Source organism: Aeromonas sp. sif2433 (assembly GCF_019218705.1).
Lineage (GTDB): Bacteria > Pseudomonadota > Gammaproteobacteria > Enterobacterales > Aeromonadaceae > Aeromonas > Aeromonas encheleia.
In genome coordinates, this window is the sequence record NZ_JAHUXD010000014.1 from 19188 (window position 1) to 43198 (window position 24011).

At 63.5% G+C, this 24011-nt stretch carries 22 protein-coding genes; 12 read left to right on the top strand and 10 right to left on the bottom strand.

Going from position 1 to position 24011, the window contains the following annotated elements:
- The first annotated feature begins 18 nt into the window (after positions 1–18).
- The 5 genes from trxA (at position 19) to fre (ending at position 5285) form a co-directional block, all read left to right on the top strand.
- On the top strand, positions 19–345 hold the full coding sequence (gene trxA, locus KW825_RS18130) for a thioredoxin TrxA (protein ID WP_025328829.1): 327 nt from the start codon (positions 19–21) through the stop codon (positions 343–345).
- 202 nt (positions 346–547) lie between these two features.
- Positions 548–1813, top strand: a complete 1266-nt coding sequence (rho, locus tag KW825_RS18135; RefSeq protein WP_033132515.1) for a transcription termination factor Rho — start codon at positions 548–550, stop codon at positions 1811–1813.
- A 118-nt stretch (positions 1814–1931) separates the two neighbouring features.
- Entirely contained in the window at positions 1932–2936 is a 1005-nt protein-coding gene (locus tag KW825_RS18140) for a hypothetical protein (protein ID WP_218329980.1), read from the top strand.
- Between the two features lie 30 nt (positions 2937–2966).
- Positions 2967–4436, top strand: coding sequence for a 4-hydroxy-3-polyprenylbenzoate decarboxylase (gene ubiD / locus KW825_RS18145; protein ID WP_218329981.1), 1470 nt, complete (start codon positions 2967–2969; stop codon positions 4434–4436).
- 150 nt (positions 4437–4586) lie between these two features.
- Positions 4587–5285 carry an NAD(P)H-flavin reductase gene (gene fre, locus KW825_RS18150; protein WP_218329982.1) on the top strand — a complete coding sequence of 233 codons (699 nt, stop codon included), beginning with the start codon at positions 4587–4589 and terminating at the stop codon, positions 5283–5285.
- A gap of 104 nt (positions 5286–5389) precedes the next feature.
- On the opposite strand, the gene KW825_RS18155 is transcribed toward fre, so the two are convergent.
- Positions 5390–5647, bottom strand: a complete 258-nt coding sequence (locus tag KW825_RS18155; RefSeq protein ID WP_042651788.1) for an accessory factor UbiK family protein — start codon at positions 5645–5647, stop codon at positions 5390–5392.
- 301 nt (positions 5648–5948) lie between these two features.
- On the opposite strand from KW825_RS18155, the gene KW825_RS18160 reads away from it, so the two are divergent.
- Positions 5949–8366, top strand: a complete 2418-nt coding sequence (locus KW825_RS18160) for a VolA/Pla-1 family phospholipase (protein ID WP_218329983.1) — start codon at positions 5949–5951, stop codon at positions 8364–8366.
- A 202-nt stretch (positions 8367–8568) separates the two neighbouring features.
- Here KW825_RS18160 and glpG read toward each other — a convergent pair whose 3' ends face one another.
- Together glpG and glpE are read right to left on the bottom strand one after the other, a co-directional pair.
- Entirely contained in the window at positions 8569–9402 is an 834-nt protein-coding gene (gene glpG, locus KW825_RS18165) for a rhomboid family intramembrane serine protease GlpG (protein ID WP_218329984.1), read from the bottom strand.
- Positions 9399–9722, bottom strand: a complete 324-nt coding sequence (gene glpE / locus KW825_RS18170) for a thiosulfate sulfurtransferase GlpE (RefSeq protein WP_042651785.1) — start codon at positions 9720–9722, stop codon at positions 9399–9401. The genes glpG and glpE overlap by 4 nt, the downstream gene beginning before the upstream one ends.
- A gap of 173 nt (positions 9723–9895) precedes the next feature.
- Between glpE and KW825_RS18175 the strand changes: the two genes are divergently transcribed.
- Positions 9896–10489, top strand: a complete 594-nt coding sequence (locus KW825_RS18175) for a LysE family translocator (RefSeq protein ID WP_256353975.1) — start codon at positions 9896–9898, stop codon at positions 10487–10489.
- On the opposite strand, the gene KW825_RS18180 is transcribed toward KW825_RS18175, so the two are convergent.
- The 6 genes from KW825_RS18180 to KW825_RS18205 form a co-directional block, all read right to left on the bottom strand.
- Positions 10468–11313, bottom strand: a complete 846-nt coding sequence (locus tag KW825_RS18180) for an AraC family transcriptional regulator (protein ID WP_218292681.1) — start codon at positions 11311–11313, stop codon at positions 10468–10470. The genes KW825_RS18175 and KW825_RS18180 overlap by 22 nt on opposite strands.
- A 6-nt stretch (positions 11314–11319) precedes the next feature.
- Complete coding sequence (locus KW825_RS18185) at positions 11320–12021, bottom strand: ABC transporter ATP-binding protein (RefSeq protein WP_218329985.1); 702 nt, start codon at positions 12019–12021, stop codon at positions 11320–11322.
- Between the two features lie 8 nt (positions 12022–12029).
- A complete protein-coding gene (livG, locus tag KW825_RS18190) occupies positions 12030–12815 on the bottom strand; it encodes a high-affinity branched-chain amino acid ABC transporter ATP-binding protein LivG (protein WP_218329986.1) in 786 nt (261 codons plus the stop codon).
- Positions 12812–14080: a high-affinity branched-chain amino acid ABC transporter permease LivM gene (locus KW825_RS18195; RefSeq protein ID WP_042651781.1), complete on the bottom strand. Its 1269-nt coding sequence runs from the start codon at positions 14078–14080 to the stop codon at positions 12812–12814. The genes livG and KW825_RS18195 overlap by 4 nt, the downstream gene beginning before the upstream one ends.
- Before the next feature lie 94 nt (positions 14081–14174).
- The gene (livH, locus tag KW825_RS18200) at positions 14175–15101 is read right to left on the bottom strand and encodes a high-affinity branched-chain amino acid ABC transporter permease LivH (protein ID WP_042651780.1); all 927 of its coding nucleotides are present in this window, start codon (positions 15099–15101) and stop codon (positions 14175–14177) included.
- A 64-nt stretch (positions 15102–15165) separates the two neighbouring features.
- A complete protein-coding gene (locus KW825_RS18205; protein ID WP_042651779.1) occupies positions 15166–16287 on the bottom strand; it encodes a branched-chain amino acid ABC transporter substrate-binding protein in 1122 nt (373 codons plus the stop codon).
- Positions 16288–16722: 435 nt separating this feature from the next.
- On the opposite strand from KW825_RS18205, the gene KW825_RS18210 reads away from it, so the two are divergent.
- Positions 16723–17727 (top strand): substrate-binding domain-containing protein, encoded by a 1005-nt coding sequence (locus KW825_RS18210; protein WP_042651778.1) that lies wholly within the window; start codon positions 16723–16725, stop codon positions 17725–17727.
- 78 nt (positions 17728–17805) lie between these two features.
- On the opposite strand, the gene norR is transcribed toward KW825_RS18210, so the two are convergent.
- A complete protein-coding gene (norR, locus tag KW825_RS18215; protein ID WP_218329987.1) occupies positions 17806–19335 on the bottom strand; it encodes a nitric oxide reductase transcriptional regulator NorR in 1530 nt (509 codons plus the stop codon).
- Positions 19336–19507: 172 nt separating this feature from the next.
- Here norR and norV point away from each other — a divergent pair, with 172 nt between their 5' ends.
- The 4 genes from norV to KW825_RS18235 all read left to right on the top strand — a co-directional run bounded on the left by norV (position 19508) and on the right by KW825_RS18235 (position 23854).
- Complete coding sequence (gene norV, locus KW825_RS18220; protein WP_218329988.1) at positions 19508–20989, top strand: anaerobic nitric oxide reductase flavorubredoxin; 1482 nt, start codon at positions 19508–19510, stop codon at positions 20987–20989.
- Positions 20986–22152 (top strand): NADH:flavorubredoxin reductase NorW, encoded by a 1167-nt coding sequence (norW, locus tag KW825_RS18225; protein WP_218329989.1) that lies wholly within the window; start codon positions 20986–20988, stop codon positions 22150–22152. The genes norV and norW overlap by 4 nt, the downstream gene beginning before the upstream one ends.
- 50 nt (positions 22153–22202) lie before the next feature.
- Positions 22203–22544, top strand: a complete 342-nt coding sequence (locus KW825_RS18230; RefSeq protein ID WP_218329990.1) for a DUF1971 domain-containing protein — start codon at positions 22203–22205, stop codon at positions 22542–22544.
- A 92-nt stretch (positions 22545–22636) separates the two neighbouring features.
- Positions 22637–23854 (top strand): 4Fe-4S binding protein, encoded by a 1218-nt coding sequence (locus KW825_RS18235; protein WP_218329991.1) that lies wholly within the window; start codon positions 22637–22639, stop codon positions 23852–23854.
- Positions 23855–24011: the final 157 nt, after the last annotated feature.

A 24011-nucleotide genomic window follows, 5' to 3' on the forward strand; every position in this document is an offset into this window, starting at 1 on the left:
TACTGACTGGAGTTGGAGATGAGTGACAAGATTGTTCAGCTGAGCGATGCCAGCTTCGAGGCCGATGTAATCAAAGCCGACAGCCCCGTTCTGGTCGATTTCTGGGCTGAATGGTGCGGTCCGTGCAAGATGATTGCCCCGATCCTGAACGAAGTCGCCCAAGAATATGCCGGTCGCGTGACCGTGGCGAAATTGAACATCGATCATAACGCCGACACTCCGCCCAAGTATGGCATTCGCGGTATCCCGACCCTCTTGCTGTTCAAGAATGGCGAAGTGGCAGCGACCAAGGTCGGTGCCCTGTCCAAGACTCAGCTGAAAGAGTTCCTGGACGGTAACCTGTAATAATCAAGAAGGAGCGCATTGCAATAATGCGCTCCTTGTGTTTTATCACCTAGACGCTCATCCCGATTGGTGCTAGCTTATCGTTCGTTTGCTAACCATTTTGCCCGACTCCTTAACAACAGCCTGGCAAGTCAAATCCGATTAGTATCAATCCAGCAGACTGTCTCCTCATTTCAATCCTTGCTTACAGACTCTCACCACTATGAATCTGACTGAATTAAAGAACACTCCTGTGTCCGAGCTGGTCAAGCTTGGCGAATCCATGGGGTTAGAAAATCTGGCTCGGGCCCACAAGAAAGACATTATCTTCGCGATCCTCAAGGCGCACGCCAAGGGTGGTGAGGATATCTTTGGCGACGGTGTGCTGGAAATCCTGACCGACGGCTTCGGCTTCCTGCGTAGCGCAGACGGCTCCTATCTGGCCGGCCCGGACGACATCTACGTCTCCCCGAGCCAGATCCGTCGCTTCAACCTGCGTACCGGCGATACCGTTTCCGGCAAGATCCGACCCCCGAAAGAGGGCGAGCGTTACTTCGCGCTGCTCAAGGTCAACGAGGTCAACTATGACCGTCCGGAAAACGTCCGCAACAAGATCCTGTTTGAAAACCTGACGCCGCTGCATGCCAATGAACGTCTGCGCATGGAGCGGGGCAACGGCTCGACCGAAGACATCACCGCGCGCGTACTGGACCTGGCATCCCCCATCGGTAAAGGCCAGCGTGGCCTGATCGTGGCGCCGCCCAAGGCCGGTAAGACCATGCTGCTGCAGAACATCGCCCAGAGCATCGCTTACAACCACCCGGACTGTGAGCTCATCGTCCTGCTGATCGACGAGCGTCCGGAAGAAGTGACCGAGATGCAGCGTATGGTGAAGGGTGAAGTGATCGCCTCCACCTTCGACGAGCCAGCATCCCGTCACGTCCAGGTTGCCGACATGGTGATCGAGAAGGCCAAGCGCCTGGTCGAGCACAAGAAGGACGTGGTGATCCTGCTGGATTCCATCACCCGTCTGGCCCGTGCCTACAACACCGTCATCCCCTCATCCGGCAAGGTACTGACCGGTGGTGTGGACGCCAACGCCCTGCACCGTCCCAAGCGTTTCTTCGGCGCCGCCCGTAACGTTGAGGAAGGCGGCAGCCTGACCATCATCGCGACCGCGCTGGTCGACACCGGCTCCAAGATGGATGAAGTCATCTACGAAGAGTTCAAGGGTACCGGCAACATGGAACTGCACCTCTCGCGCAAGATCGCCGAGAAGCGCGTCTACCCGGCCATCGACATCACCCGCTCCGGCACCCGCAAGGAAGAGTTGCTGACCGCGCCGGATGAGCTGCAGAAGATGTGGATACTGCGCAAGATCATTCACCCCATGGGCGAGATCGACAGCATCGAGTTCCTCATCGACAAGCTGGCAGCCACCAAGACCAACGACGAGTTCTTCGATTCCATGAAGCGTCAGCAGAAGTAACAGCTTCCAAGACGTCGAAGAATGCCAAAACCGCGGCCCAGGTCGCGGTTTTTGTTTATCTATTTCCCGGTTGGCTTAGTAGTATGTGAGGCCTCGATGTCACAAGGATAGGGGCGTCATGAAGCTGGTATTCCTGATCTGGTTCGGTTGGCTGATGGCCAGCCCGGTGCAGGCCGATTCTCTGCCGCAGCCGCAGGCTCAGCTGGTGGCGGATGAGGGCCTGCAGGGGCATGTCGATTATCTGAACGGTCGCCTGCGACTGGGGCAGTTTGCCGCCATGGATTCCCTGCTCGAGACGCTGACCGTGGGGCAGCGGGAGTTCCTGCTGCACCGGCTGCTGAGCGGCCTCAAGTCGGCGGGGGCGCCGACCCCGGCGCTGCTGGCCTGGGTGCGGGAGCAGGCCGCCAAGGCACCGCTGTGGCTGGTGGAGGGGAAGGTGGACGGTTTCCTGGTCCAGCTGCCCGCCTATGACTTTGCCGCCGAGGCCCGGCTGGTGCTCAGCCACTGGCAGCAGCTGGCCTGGCAGGACAACTACCGTCAGCTGCTCGAGCAGAACAGCTTTGACTTCAAGCAGCTCTACTACAGCCGCAACCAGGAGCTGGCGCAACAGCAGCAGGCGTTGCTGGCCGTGCTCGATGATCAGCCCACCCCTGTACTCAGGCGCGAAGCCAAGCGACTGGCCTCCCTGCCCCTCTTCCTGCCGGACAACCAGCTGTTGCTGCACCTCATCGATCGAACCGGTGACCCCGGCCTCTATCAGAAGCTGTGGCGCCAGCCGGCGGATCACGACAGCCTGGCGGCCCTGCACAGCATCAGCCGTTTCTATCGGGGCCAGGAGGCGAGCGATCTGCTGATCGCCGCCAGCCGCAACGACCGCCTGATGATCCCCGCCCTGCAGCAGCTCAGTCAGCTCTCGCCGCTGCCAGACACGGCCCAGCAGTATCTGCTGGCCGAACTCGGCAAGCACCAATATGGCGGGCTGGTGGCTGGCCTGCTGCTGCAGATGGACGAACCCAGGCTGCTGGCCCAGCTGGCGGATCGCCTCACCCGGCAGGAGCAGCGTCACGGCCTGGCCGTCATGCTGCCCGATACGGGTACACTGGATGCGCGACCGGGGTTATAATGCCCCACCGCCTGAACACAGGGTACCCGCATGAAATACAAGGACTTGCGTGATTTCATCGCGCAGCTGGAACAAACCGGACAGCTCAAGCGCATCAGTCGCGAGATAGACCCCTATCTGGAGATGACCGAGATCAGCGATCGCACCCTGCGTGCGGGTGGCCCGGCCCTGTTGTTCGAGAATCCCAAGGGCTACAGCATGCCGGTGCTGACCAACCTGTTCGGCACCCCGGATCGGGTCGCCATGGGCATGGGCCAGCCCAATGTCGGCGCCCTGCGCCAGGTGGGGACCTGGCTCTCCTACCTGAAGGAGCCTGAGCCGCCCCGCGGCCTCAAGGAGCTGATGGAGAAGCTGCCGATCTTCAAGCAGGTGCTCAACATGCCGACCAAGCGGCTCTCCTCCGCCCCCTGCCAGCAGATAGTGCTGGAAGGGGAGGCGGTCGACCTGGATCAGATCCCGATCCAGCACTGCTGGCCCGGCGATGTGGCCCCCCTGGTGACCTGGGGGCTGACCATCACCCGCGGCCCCTACAAGAAACGCCAGAACCTCGGCATCTATCGCCAGCAGAAGATCGGCAAGAACAAGCTGATCATGCGCTGGCTGGATCACCGTGGCGGCGCCATCGATTTTCGCGAGTGGCAGGAGGCTCACCCGGGTGAGCGTTTCCCTGTGGCGGTGGCGCTTGGCGCCGATCCTGCGACCATACTCGGCGCCGTGACGCCGGTGCCGGACACCCTCTCCGAATACGCCTTCGCCGGCCTGCTGCGCGGCAGCCGCACCGAGGTGGTGAAGGCCCTGAGCTGTGAGCTCGAGGTGCCCGCCAGCGCCGAAATCGTGCTGGAAGGTTACCTGGAGCCGGGGGAGATGGCGCCGGAGGGCCCCTATGGGGATCACACCGGTTACTACAACGAGGTGGACGAGTTCCCGGTGTTTACCATCACCCACATGACCATGCGCCGTGATGCCATCTATCACAGCACCTACACCGGCCGTCCGCCCGATGAGCCGGCCGTGCTGGGGGTGGCGCTGAACGAGGTGTTCGTGCCACTGCTGCAGAAGCAGTTCCCCGAGATAGTGGACTTCTACCTGCCGCCGGAGGGCTGCTCCTACCGGATGGCGGTGGTGACCATCAAGAAGCGTTACCCCGGCCATGCCAAGCGGGTGATGCTGGGGGTCTGGTCCTTCCTGCGCCAGTTCATGTACACCAAGTTTGTGATCGTCTGCGATGACGACATCAACGCCCGTGACTGGAAGGATGTGATCTGGGCCATCACCACCCGCATGGATCCGGCGCGGGACACCACCCTGATCGAGCACACGCCGATCGATTACCTCGACTTCGCCTCGCCGGTCTCGGGGCTCGGCTCCAAGATGGGGCTGGATGCTACCAACAAGTGGCCGGGGGAGAGCAATAGGGAGTGGGGTCAGCCCATAGTCCAGGATGCGGCGGTGACCGCGAAGATCGACGGGATCTGGGACGAGCTGAATATTCTCGGCTGATCCCGCGCCTCCACGGCGGCGCGACGCAAAAGAGCGGTATTCGCCGACCGAATTGGGTATTCTCGACTGACCGGACCAGATCGCTGGTCGCCAGAACACAGTGAATCAATGAGCGAAAGCGGGCCGAACGAGCCCGTCACAAGGATAAGAATGCAACGTATCAAGTGCCGCGTAGAGGAACTGCGCGAATATGTCGACACCATCTGGCATGTGGCCCTGGCGCCGCAGCAAGAGGTCAGCTTCAAGCCGGGCCAGTATCTGCTGGTGGTGATGAGCGACTCGGACAAGCGTCCCTTCTCCATCGCCAACTCGCCGACCCGCTCCGGTGTGCTGGAGCTGCAGATCGGCGCCACCCCGGAGAACGCCTACGCCGGCCAGGTGCTGGCGCGCATGCGCGAACAGGGCGAGATCGAGATCGAGCTGGCGGCGGGCAAGGCCTTCCTGCGGGACAGCTCGCCCCGTCCCCTGATCCTGATGGCAGGCGGCACCGGCTTCTCCTATGCCCGCTCCATCCTGGAGTATCTGATAGCGACCGGCAGCAAGCGCCCGGTGTTCTGCTACTGGGGCGTGCGTCAGGCGCACTGGCTCTACGAGCAGGCGCAGATGCAGCAGTGGGAGCGCGACTACGCCCCGCTCACCTTCGTGCCCGTGGTGCAGGAGCCACAAGCGGACTGGACCGGCAAGACCGGGCTGGTGCACAAGGCCATCATGGATGACTTCGTCAGCCTGCATGACTACGACATCTATGTGGCCGGTCGCTTCGAGATGGCGGGTGCGGCGCGGGAGGAGTTCAAGGTACTGGGCGCCGAGCCGGAGCGGATCTTCGGCGACGCCTACGAGTTCATCTAAAGCGTTCCTTCGCAGCAGAAACAACAAACCCCAGCCTGGCTGGGGTTTGTTTTATGTGCCGGTAAGGCCGACGGGTCGGCGACACCGGCGGACATCGCGCCGGCTTACTCGCCCTTGGCGCCGAGCTGCTGTTCCAGCTGGGCCAGCTTGGCCTCGAGGGCGGTCAGCTTCTCCCGGGTGCGCAGCAGCACCTTGGTCTGCACGTCAAACTCCTCGCGGCTGACCAGATCCAGCTTGTTCAGCTGGGCTTGCAGCACCTGACGGGTCTTCTTTTCCACCTCTTCACCCATGCTGCGAATGCCGGGCGGCAGGGCGTTCTGTACCTGTTTGGCGATCTCTTCCAGTTTCTTCGGGTCGATCATGGGGTTCTCCTTAAGCAATGACGCCATTCTACCGACAAATCTGCCTCTTTGCCGAGATCGGGGCGGCTTTTTGCACCCTTGGGTTGTACAGGCTCTGGTCGGGTCTGGTGATGCCAGGGATGCTGCTACCCTCTGGCGGCAGGGTCCAATTCCATTTCCTTGATGTTGTACACAAAAAAATCAGATCAGATGACCGACCAGAGGCTTATTAATTGTTGCGTTGCTGTTAAGATGTTTCGGTCGGGTTTGGACCCTACCCCGTCAGGCTCATCATGGATAACAACATAAAAGAGATAAGGATATGAAAAAAAAGCTAATTTATGCAGCTGTCGTCAGTGCACTGCTGAGCGGTTGTGGTGGCAGCGACGATAAAGAAGGCGATACCTCGAGCTATCTCGATTACCTGCTGAGTGGCTCCAATGCGGTGCGCCCCAGCGCCCTGGCCGCCCGTGCCTCCGACGGTACCCTGAAATTCTCCACCGAGACCGCCGATCTCTCCAACCCGGTCTCCGCACTCTCTACCCTGGATGGCTGGTCCACGACCCAGGCGATCCAGATCGTGCCCGTGACGGCATCCGGCATCACGGTCAAGGCGCCGACGGCCGCCGAATTCGGTGCCGCCGTCGCACCGCTCTATCTGCTGGAGCTGACCTTCGACAGCGCGGCACTGCGCCCGAGTGGCGTGAAGAAGGTGCTGACCTACGGGGTGGACTTCGTGGTGGCCGAGTCGGCTGGCAAGCTGAACCTGGTGCCGCTCAAGCCCCTCAGCCCCTCCTCCTATTACATGATAGTGGCCACGGATACGCTCAACGACAGCAGCGGCACTCCGCTCAAGGCCGGCAGTGATTACAGCAACTACAAGAGCAATGCCGGCAGCACCGCCCAGGAGCAGTCCATCAACGGTCTGATCACCCTGCAGGAAGGCCTGTTCAAGGCCGCCACCGGCATCACCAGCGACCACGTGATCTTCTCCGACTGGTTCGGTACCCAGTCCGGCGCCGATGTGCTGGTGGCGGTGAAGGGGGCTGCGGCCTCTGTGCTGAAGAGCAGTCCGACCCTGGATGCGGCCGTGCTGTGGAAAGAGGATGCCAAGGGCAATACCAGCCTGCCCGGCACCTACACCCTGGGTGTGGCCAGCCACGACAGCTTCCTGACCAAGCTGGAGGCCGAACAATTCCTGCCGCAGGAGCAGAAGGATGCGCTGGCCGCCGCCTTCGGCACCGGCACCCCGCTCAACGGCCTGGCCCAGATCACCCAGGTCTACACAGGCGCGGTCAAACTGCCCTACTTCCTCTCCTCACCGGCCACCGCCGGTTCCTGGGACAAGGCCAGGACCCAGTCCTGGCACGGTGCCATCCCCAGCCTGTACGCCATCGGCAATGCGCTGAAGGCCGGTGACAGCGAGGTGATCGCCGGTCTGGTGGGCGCCGGGGTGGATCCGGCCCTGCTGGGTGAGCTGATCGCCGATCCGAGCCGTCAGGCCGAGCTGCTGGTCGAGGCGAGCAAGCTGATCGGGGTGACCCTCACCTCCGGTGGCAAGGCGCTGGACGCCGAGATGAACATAGGCCGCTTCAACCCGCTGCCGGCGCTGGAAGAGGTGCAGTCCGTGCCGATGCGCATCTTCGCCAAGGACGCGCTCAACACCATCACCGACGTGATCATCTATCAGCATGGCGTCACCTCGGTGAAGGAGAACGCCTACGCCCTGGCGCTGGGCCAGATTGCAGCCGGCGCCAAGGCGGGCAAGAAGGTGGCGCTGGTGGTGATCGATCACCCGCTGCACGGTGAGCGCGGCTATGCCCTGAGCGGCAGCATGGCGACCGTGACTACCCCGGACAACCCGACCCCCTATCTGAACCTGAGCTACCTGACGGTGGCGCGGGACAACCTGAAGCAGAGCGTGGCGGATCTGCTGGGCCTGCGCCTGGCGGTCGGTCTGGCCAACGCCAAGGGCGCGCTGGGCGCCGCCGGCGTCAAGGTGCACTTCCTGGGTCACTCCCTGGGGGCCATTGCCGGTGCCAGCCTGCTGGCGGTGGCCAACCAGTCCATCGGCAGTCCTCAGGCGGATGCCCTGTTCAAGTTCGACACCGGCGGCCTGGCCATGCCGGGTGGCGGCATAGCCCCGCTGCTGCTCAACTCGCCGACCTTCGGGCCGACGATCCAGATGAGCGTGCTGACCAGCGGCAGCCCGGAGCTGAAGGCGGCCTTCACCGCCTATGCACCGAGCTGCAAGACGGCGGTCGCCAGCTGCTTCGTCAACGAGTTCCTGCCGAGCCTGGACGCCGCCACTCAGGCCACCGCGGCCGGCACTGTGCAGAGCTACAACTTCGCGGCCCAGTCGGTGCTGGATTCGGCTGACCCGATCAACCTGGCGCGTGGCATCAAGGCGGACTTCCCGCTGTTTGCCACCGAGATCGTCGGGGATGGCGCCCTGAGCCTGCCGGATCAGGTGATCCCGAACAGCATAGCGACCGCCCCGCTGGGTGGCACCGAGGCGCTGTTCAAGGTGCTGGCGCTGCAACCGCTGACTGCCAGCGGCGCGGCCAACCACCACGCGGCTCGCTTCGTGGCGGGGGGTCACAGCTCGCTGCTGGCACCGGATGAGAACTTCGATCCGACCGGTGCTGTGACCACGGAGATGCAGACCCAGTTCGGCAGCTTCTTCATGAGCGGCGGCACCGGGGTCATGGTGACCGACGCCACCCTGCTCAAGCAGTAAGCCAGTCGGCCAATAAAAAACGCCGCCCCTCGGGGCGGCGTTTTGTTTTGTAACGCAGAGACAACGGCGGAAGGCTGTCCGCAAACGGCTCAGGCCGGTCTGTGGTGCCGATCCAGCCAGCCTTGCAGCAGGCCACCAGCAGACCCGTCAGATGGACGATGTTGGCGGCGGTGTGGCTGCCGAGCAGGTCGAAGAAAACGACTCAGGCCGGTCTGTGGTGCCGATCCAGCCAGCCTTGCAGCAGGCCCACCAGCAGACCCGTCAGATGGGCGATGTTGGCGGTGCGGGTGCCGAGCAAGTCGAAGAAGCCGAGTATCATCCAGAACAGCATGAAGCCCATCAGCGCCGGCGGCAGGCTGAGGCCGCAGGCCGGCTGCAGCTTGCTGCGCAGCCAGCAGTAGCCGAGCAGGGCATAGACCACCCCGGAGAGGCCGCCAAACAGCGGGCCGCTCGTGAAGAACTCGGCCACGTTCGGTAGGGCCGCCCCCACCACGAGCAAGATGAACAGTTTGCCGCTGCCGAGGCGCTGCTCGATCTGCCCCCCCAGATACCACCACCACAGCAGGTTGAACACCAGGTGCAGCACCGAGAAGTGGATGAAGGCCGGGGTGATGTAGCGCCACGCCTGCCAGTCGGTGAACTGGGCCAGGGTCGGGTGGAACGCCAGCTGATCGAAGATGGGCAGGCCTATGGCATCGAGGGCATAGATGGCCAGGCAGGCGACTATGACGATCAGGGTCAGCGGCCCCGCCTGATGCAGGAAGTCGGTGACGGGATCCGTCATCCCCTTGCTGTAGTCGATGCGGGCATCCGCCCGACCGGATTGCCAGGAGGCCTCCATGTAGCGGGGATGGTTGGGATCGCTCAGGAAGCGCTTCACCTCTTGCTGGGCCTGGGCGAGGCGCTGCTCATCCGCCAGCCAGACCGAGACGCCGAGCTCGGACTGGGTCAGCTCGCACGACATGCCGAGGGTGGCGAGATAGTCCACCAGCGCCTGGGCCATGCGGGCGTCGTCGAGCACCAGCAGCTGGATCATGCGTCGCCCGCCTGGATGGGGAACTCCTTGCGCCAGGCCTCGAAGCCGCCATCCAGGCTGTAGACCTGGTCATAGCCCTGTTGCAGCAGATACTGGGCCGCCCCCTGGCTGCTGTTGCCGTGGTAGCACATCACTATCACCGGGGTGTCGAAGTCCACCTCGTTCATGAAGCGCACCAGGCTGCCATTGGTGAGGTGGAAGGCGCCGACCGCATGGGCGGTCTCGAATGACTGGGGATCGCGAATATCCACCAGACGGGCGTCACCGGCACTGAGCTTCTGGTGGGCATCCTGGGCACTGATATGGGCAAACTGGTCCATTAACCTGTCCTGTGAATAGATGATTGATGCCCAGTTTACCGCAAGCCGCGGCCCGCGCTAAGCCCGCAATGCGCTCCGTCGCCCCTCATCGGCAGGGGCTGCGCAATTTTCTTCAATACCCCCAGGCGGTAGCTCGGTAGGGTGGCGTTGTGTCACCTCAAGGAGTCCTCTTCATGGAAATGAGTCTGTTACTGTCGATGGCCGGGTTTGCGCTGGCCATGTCCATATCTCCCGGCCCGGTCAATCTGGTCGCCCTTGGCGCGGGGGCCAGGTACGGCTTCCACGCCAGCCTGCGCCACGTGGTGGGGGCGACGCTGGGCTTTATCCTGCTGCTCCTGTTGATGGGGCTGGGGCTGAGCGGGGCCCTGGTGCAATGGCCCATGGCGGCCGGTGCCCTGCGCTGGGGCGGTATCCTCTTTCTCTGCTACATGGCCTGGCAGCTGATGGTGGATGAGGGGAGCCTGGGGCACGGCGGCGGAGTGCCACCCTCCTTCCTGTACGGCGCCCTGATGCAATGGCTCAACCCCAAGGCCTGGCTGGCGGCCAGCATGGGGATGGGGGCCTATGGGGCCGTCGGCGGGGTGGGGCAGATAGTCCTGTTCACCACCCTCTATCTGGTGATCTGCCTCGGCTCCATCGCCTGCTGGGCCTATGTCGGCAGCCGGCTGCAGGAGGCGCTGCTGTCGCCCCGCCGGCTGCGCTGGTTCAACCGGACCATGGCTCTGCTGCTCTTACTCAGTGCCGGTTACCTGGGGTTGGCTGCCTGACGGCTGAGCTGCAGCTGGTATTGGCCCGGGGTGGCGGCGACCCGGCGCTTGAACTGGCGCTGGAAGTGCGCCTGATCGGCGAAGCCGCTCGCCAGCGCCACCTCGGCCAGGGACTGGCCCTGCCTGAGCAGGGGGCGGGCGTGGCGAATACGGTGATCGATCAGGTAGGCGTGGGGGGTCATGCCATAGTGGCGGGCGAAGCTGCGCACCAGGTGGGAGGGGGTGATGCCGGCCACGGCGCTCAGCTCGGCCAGGGTGAGGGGGCGGGTGCAGTCGTCACGGATCAGCTCGGCGGCCCGTTGCAGGTGCAGCGGCGGACGATCATCCCAGCTGGCGGGCGTCAGCCTGGCCAGCAGCTGGTGGCTGAACCGCTGGCAGGCTACCTCCTTGGCCAGCGGGTCCCGGCCCTGCACCAGGCTCTGGTGTAGCAGTTGCAATGCTTGGTACAGCAGGGGGTCCCGGCTCGCCGTCATGTCGAAGGGGCGAAACTCGGAGCCCAGGCCCGCCTCTTCCTGCTGGCCGCGCAGCCAGTCGAGATTGAGATAGAACATCAGATAGGACCAGGGCTGATCCGCGATGGCGTTGCAGGCATGCACCTCTTCCGGGTTCATCAGCACCAGGCTGCCGCGGCTTACCTCCTGCCTGCTGCGCTGGTTGAGGTAGTGGCTGTGGCCACCGGTGATGGCGCCGATGGAGAAGTGGGCGTGGCTGTGCTTGTCGTAGCAGACGCGGCGGCCATCCTGCACCGCCCGCGCCTCGATAAATGGCAGGGCCGGGTCGCACCAGAAGCGGTGACGATCCGGTACGACCCTGGCCCCATTCATGTCGGGTTAGCCACCGAGATAGGCCTGCCGTACCGCCGGGTTCGCGAGCAGGGCGGCGCCTGTGTCTTGCAGCACCACCCGGCCGTTCTCCAGCACATAGCCTCTGTCCGCCAGCTTGAGCGCCTGGTTGGCATTCTGCTCCACCAGGAAGATGGTCATGCCCTTCTGGCGCAACTGCTCTATGGTGTCGAAGATCTGCTGGATGATGATGGGGGCCAGCCCCAGCGAGGGCTCGTCCAGCAGCAGCAGGCGTGGCTTGCTCATCAGGGCGCGGCCTATGGCCAGCATCTGCTGCTCGCCGCCGGACATGGTGCCGGCCCGTTGCTCCAGCCGCTCGTGCAGCCGCGGGAACATGGTGAATACCTGATCCAGCAGGGCCGGTTGCTCGGCCTTGTCGACGAAGAAGGCGCCCATCAGCAGGTTCTCCTCCACCGTCAGGCGGGCGAAGATGCGGCGCCCCTCCGGCACCACGGCGATGTCCTTGCGCATGATGCGGGCCGTGCTGAGGGAGTTTATCTGTTCCCCCTCGAACCAGATGCTGCCGCTGCTGGGCTTGGGTTCGCCGCACAGCGTCATCAGCAGTGTGGTCTTGCCGGCGCCGTTGGCGCCGATCAGGGTGACTATCTCTCCCTCCTTCACCTCGACGCTGACGTCGTGCAGCGCCTGGATCTTGCCGTAGTGGGTCGATACGTTGCGAAGTTCTAACATCATGACTCCTAGGATTCGCCCAGATAGGCCTTGATCACGGCCGGGTTGTTGCGGATTTCGTCCGGCTTGCCATGGGCTAGCGGGGTGCCCTGGTTGACCACGAAGATGCGGTTGGAGATCTCCATCACCAGCTTCATGTCGTGCTCGATCAGCAATACCGAGACGCCAAACTCGTCCCTCAGGTTGGAGATGAGTTCGTTGAGCTCATCCGTCTCGTGCGGGTTGAGGCCGGCGGCCGGCTCATCCAGCATCAGCAGATCGGGCCTGGTCGCCATGCAGCGGGCGATCTCGAGCCGGCGCTGCTGACCATAGGCCAGGTTGCCGGCGGCGCGGTTGGCGAGCTCCTTGAGGCCGACTTTTTCCAGCCAGAAGGCCGACTGCTCCAGCCCTTCCTGCTCGGCGCGGCGGAAGGCCGGAGTCTTGAGCAGGCCGGCGATGAAGCCGGTGTTGAGGTGCCTGTGCTGGGCCACCAGCAGGTTCTCCACCGCCGTCATCTCCTTGAACAGGCGGACGTGCTGGAAGGTCCGCACCACCCCTTTGCGGGCGATGAGGTGGCCGGGCAACCCCTGGATCTCCTCGCCCTTGTAGTTGATGGTGCCGCCGCTCGGACGGTAGAAACCGGTCAGGCAGTTGAAGATGGTGGTCTTGCCCGCGCCGTTGGGGCCAATGATGGAGATCACCTCGCCCCTGTCCACATCCAGCTTGACGCCGTTGACCGCCAGCAAGCCGCCGAAGCGCATCGACAGATCAGAGACGTCGAGCAACTTGTTGTTTGTATTGTTCAGGTTGCTCATTTTCGTAGCTCCAGGTGAGGACGGCTCATCGGCAGCAGTCCTTGCGGCCGCCAGATCATCATGAACACCATCAGCAGACCGAACATCAGCATGCGGTACTCGTTGAATTCACGGGCCAGCTCCGGCAACACCGTCATCACTATGGCGGCCAGCACCACCCCGATCTGGGAGCCCATGCCGCCCAGCACCACGATCGCAAGGACTATGGCCGACTCGATGAAGACGAAGGACTCCGGGCTGATGAAGCCCTGGCGGGAGGCGAAGAAGCTGCCGGCGAAGCCCGCGAAGCAGGCGCCTATGGTGAAGGCGGTCAGCTTGATGATGGTGGGGTTGAGGCCAAGGGATTTGCAGGCGATCTCGTCTTCCCGCAAGGCTTCCCAGGCCCGTCCCAGCGGCATGCGCAGCAGACGGTTGATGACGAACAGGGTGGCCACCACCAGCAGCAGCGCCATCAGGTAGACGAAGATGACCTTGTGGTTCGCGTTGTAGGTGATGCCGAAGAAGTCGTGGAAGGTGCCAAAGCCCCCATCCTTGACGGTGCGGTTGAACTCCAGCCCGGCCAGGGTGGGCTTGGGAATGCCGGAGATGCCGTTCGGACCGCCAGTCAGACTGGTCAGGTTGTTGAGCAGGATGCGGATGATCTCGCCAAAGCCCAGGGTGACGATGGCCAGATAGTCACCGCGCAGCCGCAGTACCGGGAAGCCGAGCAGGAAGCCGAAGGTGGCCGCCATCAGGCCGGCGATGGGCAGGCACTCCCAGAAGCTCAGCCCGAAGTAGGTGTTGAGCAGGGCATAGGTGTAGGCACCGACCGCGTAGAAGCCGACGTAACCGAGATCCAGCAGGCCGGCGAGGCCCACCACCACGTTCAGGCCGAGCCCCAGCATGATGTAAATCATGGTGAGGGTGGCCAGATCGACGGCGCCGCGCGACGCCATGAAGGGCCAGCTCACCGCGAACAGCAGCACCAGGATGGCGGTGATGTTGTAGAGGCGTGGCGCCTCCTCCGGGCTTGGCAGCACCAGCTTGGTGAAGCCGACGGAGAAGCCGCTGATGGAGGCCTGGAACAGTCGGCTGATCTGGCCGCGCATCAGCTGGAACCAGAACACCAGGGCGGCGCCCCCCAGCAGCCAGGCCAGGGACACGTCGAGCCGGCTCACCACCAGCAGGCGGGAGCCATCGGTCTCGAGCTTGAAGCCGAGCAGCCAGAAGGAGAGCACCAGCAGCATCAGGCTGGCGACGCAGGCATGGATGAATTGACGTTTCATCAGACTTTCTCCACTTCCGGGCGACCCAGGATGCAGCCGATAGACATGAACAGCGGCATCAGACAGGTGATAGGCACTTGAATAAATTGACGTTTCATACCTTCTCGACCTCCGGGCGACCCAGGATGCCGGTAGGCATGAATAACAGCACGAAGATGAGCAGGGCGAAGGCCATGACATCCTTGTACTCGGTGCTGAGGTAGCCGGCGGTGAGCGCTTCCACCACCCCCAGCAGCAGGCCGCCGATCACCGCGCCCGGGATGCTGCCGATGCCGCCCAGTACCGCCGCCGTGAAGGCCTTGAGACCGGCCATGAAGCCGAGGTAGGGGTTGATGACGCCGTAATACATGCCGAGCAGTACCCCGGCCACGGCGGCCAGGGTGGCCCCCAGCACGAAGGTGATGGAGATGACCACGTGGGTGTCTATGCCCAGCAGGTTCGCCATCTTGATGTCTTCAGAGCAGGCGCGGCAGGCCCGACCCATGCGGGAGCGGCCGATGAACTGGGTCAGCGCCAGCATGGTCACGAAGGTCACCACGAAGATGATGAGCTGCATGTAGGAGAGGCTGGCCTGGAAGCCTTCCTCGCCACCCAGGGTCCAGCCCCCGGAGATCAGGGTGGGCATGGCGATATCGCGCGAGCCCTGGGCCATCCGCATCATGTTTTGCAAGAAGATCGACATGCCGATGGCGGAGATGAGGGGGATGAGGCGGTTGCCGCCCCGCAGCGGGCGATAGGCGACCCGCTCTATGGTCCAGCCATAGCTGCCGGTGATGATGATGCTGACCAGGAAGGCGCCTCCCAGCAGCAAAAAGGTGCTGTCGATGCCCATCATCGAGAGCCCGGCCATCACCATAAACGCGACATAGGAGCCGATCATGTAAACCTCGCCGTGGGCGAAGTTGATCATGCCGATGATGCCGTAGACCATGGTGTAGCCGATGGCGATCAACGCATAGGTGCTGCCTATGGTTAATCCGTTCAGCAACTGCTGAACCAGGTAGAGAAGGTGTTCGGACATACTGCGTTCCCTGTACTTGCCCGCAAAGAAAGGAGGGGCGACTCACGTCGCCCCAACCGGCAGATTACTTGAGTTGAGTGGAGGTGCCGTCGGCGTGCCACTGGAACACACCGAATTCGAAGCCTTTCAGGTCACCGTTCGGTGCCCAGGTCAGGGGGCCCATGACGGTGTCGACCGGCATGGCTTTGATGGCGGCGGCCACGGCGGCAGGGTCATCCTCACCCGCCTTGGCAATACCGGCAGCCAGGGTCTGCACCGCGGCGTAGGTGGTCCATACGAAGGGACCGGAAGAGTCCTGACCCTTGGCCTTGAAGGCTTCTACGATGGAGGCGTTGGCGGGGACCAGGTCATATTTGTTCGGCAGGGTGACCAGCAGGCCTTCGGAACCCTGACCACCGATGGCGGAGATGTCCTTGTTACCCACCCCTTCCGGACCCATGAACTTGGCCTTCAGGCCCTTCTCGTGCGCCTGGCGCAGGATCAGGCCCAGCTCCGGGTGATAGCCGCCGTAGTAGACGAAATCGACGTTCTCTTTCTGCAGCTTGGCGATCAGGGCGGAGAAGTCCTTGTCACCGGCGGTGATGCCTTCGAATGCCACCACCTTGACGCCCGCCTTGTCCAGGGAGGCCTTCACGCTGGAGGCGATGCCTTCACCGTACTGTTTCTTGTCGTGGATGACGGCCACGCGCTGGGGTTTCACCTGCTCGATGATGTACTTGGCGGCGGTCGGACCCTGGTCGCTGTCCAGACCAATGGTGCGCATGGTCAGCTGGTAGCCACGCTCGGTGATCTTGGGGTTGGTGGAGGCGGGGGTGATCATCAGCACGCCTTCGTCTTCATAGATGTCGGAGGCGGGCAGGGTGTTGTCGGAGCAGAGGTGGCCGACTACGAACTTGACGCCGTCGTTGATCACCTTGTTGGCGACCGCCACGGCCTGTTTGGGATCGCAGGCGTCGTCATAGACGATGGCTTCGATCTGCTTGCCCTTGATGCCGCCGGCCTTGTTGATCTGCTCGACCGCCATCTTGCCGCCGGTGAACTGCATGTCACCGTACTGGGCGACCGGACCTGTGACCGGACCGGCGATACCGATCTTGATGGTATCGGCCGCATTGGCCATGGAGACCGATCCAAACAGAGCCAAAGAAACCGCTGCCCTGACTGCCATTTTGCTCAAGTTATTCATTGATTCGTCCCTTAATCAGTGGATTGTTTCATTTTCCGTGTGCCATTCCGGACCTGTATCCCGCCAGCCCGGCAATAGATAAGGTTCTATCATTCCTCGCTGGGCAATAACAAGATGTTAAAGATACTAACCATGGAGGGGTGGCTAGTGGTTTTGTGAACTAAATAACTGATTTTTTGTTTTTGTTTGGAATTTAATTCCAAAATGGTCGATTAACATCTTAACAACAAGAGGTTGTTCCGATAAATGCCAGATGAAAAAACTGACGATATTTCATTCTGCGTCTGCTCTCATTTTGACCAAATTTCGTTTGCGCAAATAGAAACGACCGCCTAGATTAGCCAACATTGACAATTCGCTGGCAGCTCTCGTTAAAACCAAGCCTTTATTCGGGAAATCTGCTACTGTTCCGCCTTTGTTATTCAGGAGACCGAGATGGCAACTATTAAAGATGTCGCCTCGCGCGCAGGCGTATCCATCTCCACCGTCTCACATGTACTCAATCACACCCGTCGGGTCAGCGAAGATGCGACCCAAAAAGTGCTTGAGGCGGTGGCAGAGCTCAACTACGCGCCCAATTCGGTGGCGCGCAGCCTCAAGATCAATTCAACCAAGACCATAGGTATGTTGGTGACGACCAGCGCCAACCCCTTCTTCGCGGAAGTGGTGCGCGGGGTGGAGGCTTATTGCTTCGAGCAGGGCTACAGCCTGATCCTGTGCAATACGGAGAACCAGCCGCCCCGTCAGCAGCATTACCTGAGGATGCTGATGGAGAAGCGGGTCGATGGCCTGCTGGTGCTGGGGACCGATATCGACACCCCGCTGCGCGACATGCTGCGCATCCACAAGAATGTGCCGCAGGTGGTGTTGGATTGGGGCACCGAGTGTGATTTTGCCAACGTGATCAACGACAACGCCCGCATCGGTGCGCGCATGGCCGTGCGTCATCTGTTGGAGCAGGGTCACACCGAGATCGTCTGCATCACGGGTCAGATCGACAAGCCGACCACCCAGCAGCGACTGGACGGGGTGCGCGATGCCCTGGCCGAGCAGGGCCTGACCCTGTCGGACGCTCAGATCTTCGAAGGGGACTACGAGAGCCAGAGCGGCTTCGATGCCATGCAGCGCATCCTGGCGCTCAAGCCCCGCCCGACGGCGGTGTTTGCCTTCGACGATCCCATGGCGATAGGTGCCATTTGCGCCGCCTGGGAGGCGGGGGTCAAGGTGCCGGACGATATCTCCATGATCGGCTATGACGACGTGGAGATGGCGCGCTTCTCCAGCCCGCCGCTCACCACCATTCGCCACCCCAAGGCCGAGCTCGGCCTGTTGGCGGTGCAGCAACTGGTGAGCCGGATCCGCAACAAGGAGCTGGAAGTCGAGTCCATGACGGTACAGCCGGAGCTGATCGTCCGTCGCTCGGTCAAGTCCCTGCGCTGACCCTTCAGCGGCATCCGATGCAACGAAAAACCCCCTCCGTCAGGAGGGGGTTTTTGTTTTTGGGCGCGGCGCGGTCCTTCAGGGCTTGAGGCCGAGCCGCCTGGCGAGCCGGTGCAGATTGCCGCCGTCCATCTCCAGCGCGCGGGCGGTGGCGGCCCAGTTGCCGTCCTGAGCCGCCAGGGTCTGCTCGAGCAGCCTGAGCTGGAAGGCGTCGGTGGCGGCGCGCAGCCCCAGGCCGGCCAGTTGCGGCTGGGCCGGCGCTTCGGCCATTTCGACCTGGGCCGGGGAGGCGCCGGCGGTCGTCAGGTTGAAGTGGTGGTTGGCGAGGGTCGGCGTCTGGCTGCCCTGCTCGGCCCGGGCCAGCACGGCGGCGCGGTGGATGGCGTGCTCCAGCTCCCGCACGTTGCCCGGCCAGTCGTGGCGATCGAGCAGTTGCAGCGTCTGGGGCTGGATGCGCAGCCGCTCCAACCCCAGGCTGACCCGGCAGCGTTCGCAAAAATAACCGGCCAGCAGCGGAATGTCCCCCGGCCGCTCCCGCAGCGCCGGGGCGTGGATCGGGAACACGCTCAGCCGGTGATAGAGATCGGCCCGAAATTGCCCCTCCACCACCGCCTGCTTCAGATCCCTATTGGTGGCGGCCAGGATGCGCACATTGACCTTGAGCGGGGTGTCGTCACCGATCCGCTGCAGATCGCCGTATTGCAGCACCCGCAGCAACTTGGCCTGCAGCGGCAGGGAGAGCTCGCCGATCTCGTCGAGAAACAGGGTGCCCCGATCGGCCAGTTCGAACTTGCCCGCCCTGTGGTGGATGGCGCCGGTGAAGGCCCCCTTCACGTGGCCGAACAGCTCGCTCTCCGCCACCGATTCCGGCAGGGCGGCGCAGTTGAGGTAGACCAGCGGCGCCTTGGCGCGCAGGGAGCCCTGATGCACCGCCTTGGCGATCAGCTCCTTGCCGACCCCCGTCTCCCCCAGGATCAGCACGTTCAGCTCCGAGTTCGCCACCACATCGATCTCGTGGCGCAGCCGGGCCATGGCGGGGGAGTGACCTATCATCTCCGGCTGCCCCTGGCTGGTATGGGGGGAGGGGGTCAGCGGCTCGCTGCTCTGGCGGGCGAGCCGCTCCAGCAGCAGGGCATTGCTGAGGGCGGCGGCGGCCAGGGCCCCCACCAGCCGCAGCTCCTCGTCACTGATGCCGTCGAACTGGGCCGGGTTCATGCCGTCTATGGTCAGGGCGCCGATCAGCGCCTGATCCGCAAACAGCGGCAGGCCGACGCAGGCGTGCACCCTGAAGTCGTCGTGATCCGGGATCAGACCGTCATAGGGGTCGGGCAGCTGGCTGTCGGCGGGGAAGCGCACCACGTCGCCGGCGCGGGCTATGGCCTCCATGCGCGGGTGATCCTTGAGCGCGAAGCGGCGGCCCAGCACGTCCTGCATCAGGCCGTCGATGGCCAGCGGGATGAACTGGCCCCCCTCGTAGCGCAGCAGGGCCGAGGCATCGGAGTGCAGCAGGCTGCGCACGCTCTGGATCAGGCGGTGAAAGCGGTCCTGGTGGGAGATGCCGAGTTGCAGATCGAGGGCGATGCGCGCCAGGCTGTCGGTCGAGATCACGAGGTATTGTCCAAATGACAGTGTTGTTGTGATTATGACTATATTTGGTGACTGTCTTAATGACAATAACTGTTATGCAAGTGCATTAAAAACAACAGCTTATGAGTTGGCACGTCAACTGCAATAGCGAGTTCAGTCGAACATTCGCTATGGCATTCTGAGGAACCACCGCATGAGCATTCACGTCAAAAACAACATCCACTGGGTCGGCCAACGGGACTGGGAGGTGCGCGACTTTCACGGCACCGAGTACAAGACCCACAAGGGCACCAGCTACAACAGCTACCTCATCCGCGAAGGGAAGAACGTGCTGATCGACACCGTGGATCACAAGTTCAGCCGCGAGTTCGTGCAGAACCTGGCGGCGGAGATCGATCTCGCCAGTATCGACTATGTGGTGATCAACCACGCCGAGGAGGATCACGCCGGCGCCCTGACCGAGTTGATGGCCCGCATCCCGGGTACCCCCATCTACTGCACCCACAACGCCATCGACTCGATCACCGGTCACCACCACCATCCTGAGTGGAACTTCCAGCCGGTCAAGACCGGCGACAGCCTGGACATAGGCAACGGCAAGCAGCTGGTGTTTATCGAGACCCCCATGCTGCACTGGCCCGACAGCATGATGACCTACATGACAGAAGATGCCGTGCTGTTCTCCAACGACGCCTTCGGCCAGCACTACTGCGATGAGCACCTGTTCAACGACGAGGTGGATCAGACCGAGCTGATGGAGCAGTGCCAGCGCTACTACGCCAACATCCTGACCCCCTTCAGCCCGCTGGTGACCGCCAAGATCAAGGAGGTGCTGGGCTTCAACCTGCCGGTGAGCATGGTGGCCACCTCCCACGGCATCGTCTGGCGCGAGGATCCCACCCAGATCATCCTCAAGTACCTGGAGTGGGCGGATCACTACCAGGAGGATCGCATCACCCTGTTCTACGACTCTATGTCCAACAATACCCGCATGATGGCCGACGCCATCGCCCAGGGCATCCACGAGGTGGACCCCGGTGTGGCGGTGAAGATCTACAACGTGGCGCGCCACGACAAGAACGAGATCCTGACCCAGGTGTTCCGCTCCAAGGGGATACTGGTGGGCTCCTCCACCATGAACAACGTCATGATGCCCAAGGTGGCGGGCATGCTCGAGGAGATCACCGGCCTGCGCTTTAGAAACAAGCGCGCCGCGGCTTTTGGCAGCTACGGCTGGACCGGTGGCGCCGTTGACCGGATCCAGACCCGGCTGATGGACGCGGGCTTCGACATCAGCATCTCCCTCAAGGCCAAGTGGCGGCCGGATGGCTCGGCGCTGGCCGAGTGCCGCGAGCATGGCCGCCAACTCGCCCGCCAGTGGGCACTGCACCCGCTCGAGGCGCCCCGTCCGATCACCACAACCGCCGTGACGGCGGCGCCTGTGGTGATGGTTCCGACCCCTCAAGCCGCCGCCCCGGCCGCCAGCACGCTGGACGACGACCAGAGCATGCTCTGCGTCGTCTGCCAGTGGGTCTATGACCCGGCACTGGGCGAGCCGGATCAGCTGGTGGCACCGGGCACTCCCTGGGCCCAGGTGCCGGACAGCTTCCTCTGCCCCGGCTGCGGCATCGGCAAGGAGGTATTCGAACCCTGCGCCGTGGAGGCCTGTGTATGAACGCTGCAACCCTGAATGACGCCGGCATCAGCCGGGAAATCGTGGTGATCGGCAGCGGCTTCGCCGCCCAGCAGCTGGTCAAGAGCCTGCGCAAGCTGGACGGCGAGCGGCCCATCCGCCTCATCACCGCCGACAGCGGCGACGAGTACAACAAGCCGGACCTGAGCCACGTGGTGAGCCGGGGCTGCAGCGCCGCGGCCATGACCCGGCTGAGCGGCAGTGAATTTGCCGAGCAGCAGCGCATCACGCTGCTGCCCCACTGCCCGGTGCTTGGCATAGATCCCGTCCGGCGGCTGGTGCTGACTGAGCAGGGCAGCTTCCCCTACGGCCAGCTGGTGCTGGCCACCGGCGCCAGCGCGGCGCGCCCCGAGATACCGGGTAGCAAGCATCTGGTGACCCTAAACAGCCAGCAGGAGTATGCCGCCGCCGAGGCATCGATCCGTCAGGCTCGCCGCATCCTGGTGCTGGGGGCGGGGCTGATTGGTTGCGAGCTGGCGATGGACATGGCGGGCGATGGTCGCGAGGTCACCTTGCTGGATCTGGCCGACAGCCCCCTCGGCACCCTGTTGCCGGCCGCCCTGACGCAGCCGCTGCAGCAGGCGCTGCGCGCGCAGGGGGTGAGGCTGCAACTGGGGCTGGGCATCGCCGGGATAGACGCGCAGCCCGGTGATGGCTGGCGAGTGACCCAGAGTGACGGCCGCACCTGCGAGCAGGATCTGGTGATCGCCGCGATCGGCCTGCGACCGAATCTGGCCCTGGCCCAGGGGGCCGGGCTGGCGGTAGGGCGCGGCATACTGATCGACGACCTGCTGCGCACCAGCGATCCCCATATCTTCGCGCTGGGGGATTGCGCCGAGTGGCAGGGGCAGTTGCTTCCCTTCCTGCAGCCCATAGTGCTGGGGGCCAGTGCCCTGGCCAAGACCCTGCTCGGCACCCCGACCCCGCTGACCCTGTCGCCCATGCTGGTGAAGGTGAAGACGCCGCGCTATCCGCTGCAACTGGCGGGCCGCACCCAGGGCGAGGATCTCGCCTGGCAGTGCCACTGGAACCAGCACGGCATGGTGGCCGAGGCGCGCGGTGAGGATGGCGAACTGTGCGGCTTCGTGGTGGGAGGCGACAAGATGAGCGCCGCCTTCCCGCTGCTGCGCCAGCTGCCCCGCTGATCCGTCAACTATTCAAGGCCGGGCAGACCGGCCATTCGAGGAGAATTACCATGTCCATGCAGCTTATTCCTACCCACTGGGTCGTTCGTCGCTCCACCCCCTTCTTCACCCGCGCCAACGTGCCGCCGGCCCTGCTCAGCCATCACAACACCGCGGCCGGGGTGTTCGGCCAGCTCTGCGTGATGGAGGGCACCGTCACCTATCACGGCTTCGCCGACGAGCGGGCCGAACAGCCTGAGGTCAGCCTGGTGATCCACGCCGGCCAGTTCGCCACCAGCCCGCCTCAGTACTGGCACAGGGTCGAGCTGTCCGAGGATGCCCGCTTCAACATCCACTTCTGGGCCGAGCAGGCCGAGTCGGATCGGCCGCTGTTCCATAGCCGCAAGGAGTGAATACCGCGCTCTGCCCATGCAGATCAAAATAATCAACTCAGATGTTGGTTATTCTGAGCCCCTTATCCGAATGAGTGCTATGAGGGAGAAGCATGAGCCTGATCGAAGCCCTGACCCTGGCCGCTGGCCTGGTCTATCTGGCCCTGTTGCAGTGGCGGGCCGGACCCGGCTGGTCGTGGCGCCTCTCCCTGGCGTTGCTGGCGGCCGCCTGGCTGATGGCGGCGGATCCCCTCCTCTGGATCGCGCTGGGGCTGGTGGTCGTCCCCCTCGCCCTGTGGCACAGATGCAGGCCGTTGCCGGCACTGAATGATATCGACAGTCAGCCGCTGCGGGCCTGGACCCGCCACCTGCTGCTGCTCTGCTGGGGGCTGGTGGCGCTGCAGTATGGGCTCCATCTCTGGCAGTTGGGGCAGGGGGAGACCCCCTGGCTGGTGCGCCCCGACGTGGTCGACGGCTTCCTGCCCATCGCTGGCGGGCTCGGGCTGCGGGCCTGGCTCGGCCAGGGCATCGCGGACCCCCACCATCCGGCGGCGACGGTGACAGTGCTGGTGCTCAGCCTGTCGGCCCTGTTGCTGGGGCGGGCGTTCTGCGCCTGGTTCTGCCCGCTCGGGCTGGTGGGGGAGTGGCTGCACCGTCTGCGCAGCCGCCTGCTGCCGGGGGAGTGGACGCCGCCACTCTGGCTCGATGGGCTGCTGCGGGCCCAGAAGTTTCTGGTGCTCGGTTTCCTGCTGTTTATCGTGCTGATCGCGGTGCCCGGCGCCGCTCTGCCCGGCTATCTCGCCAGCCCCTACCATCAGGCGGCAGACATGAAGATGGGGGCCTTCTTCTTCAACCTGAACTTGCTCTCCGGCCTCTGCCTGGGCTGGGTGCTGCTGCTGACCGCCGCCTTCCGGCAGGGGTTCTGCCGCTATCTCTGCCCCTATGGCGCCTGGCTGGCCCTGCTCGGCCTGCTGACTCCGCTGCGCATCCGCCGGGATCCGGCCCGCTGCCTGCGCAGCGCGGGCCATGACTGTGACAGGTGCAGCCGCGCCTGTCCCTCCCGCATTCAGGTGCACCGACTCATCGCGGTGCGCAGCCTGGAGTGCAGCAGCTGCCTGAGCTGCGTGGCCGCCTGCCCCAAACGTGCCGATGCGCTGCACCTCGGCACGCCCCGTCGCCGGCTCAGCCCCCAGCGGCTGCTGGGGCTGCTCTGTCTGCTGTTGCTGATGCTGCCGCTGCTGGCCCACGGCCTGCTGGATCTCTGGGTCAGCCAGACCAGCCTGGCGGATCGATACTGGCTGTTGCAACGGCTGCCCTGGTTGAACCACTGAGCCGCCGCTGACGGGAGTCCTGACCAGGGCTGTATAAATATTCCCCGCCAAACTGTTAGCGCCATCCCAAATCGTGGAAGTGGCAATTGATCATGGGCGGGGGCTCTCCATAATGGGTCGGGTTAATTGACGTTGTTAATTCCAACCAGATGAGCAA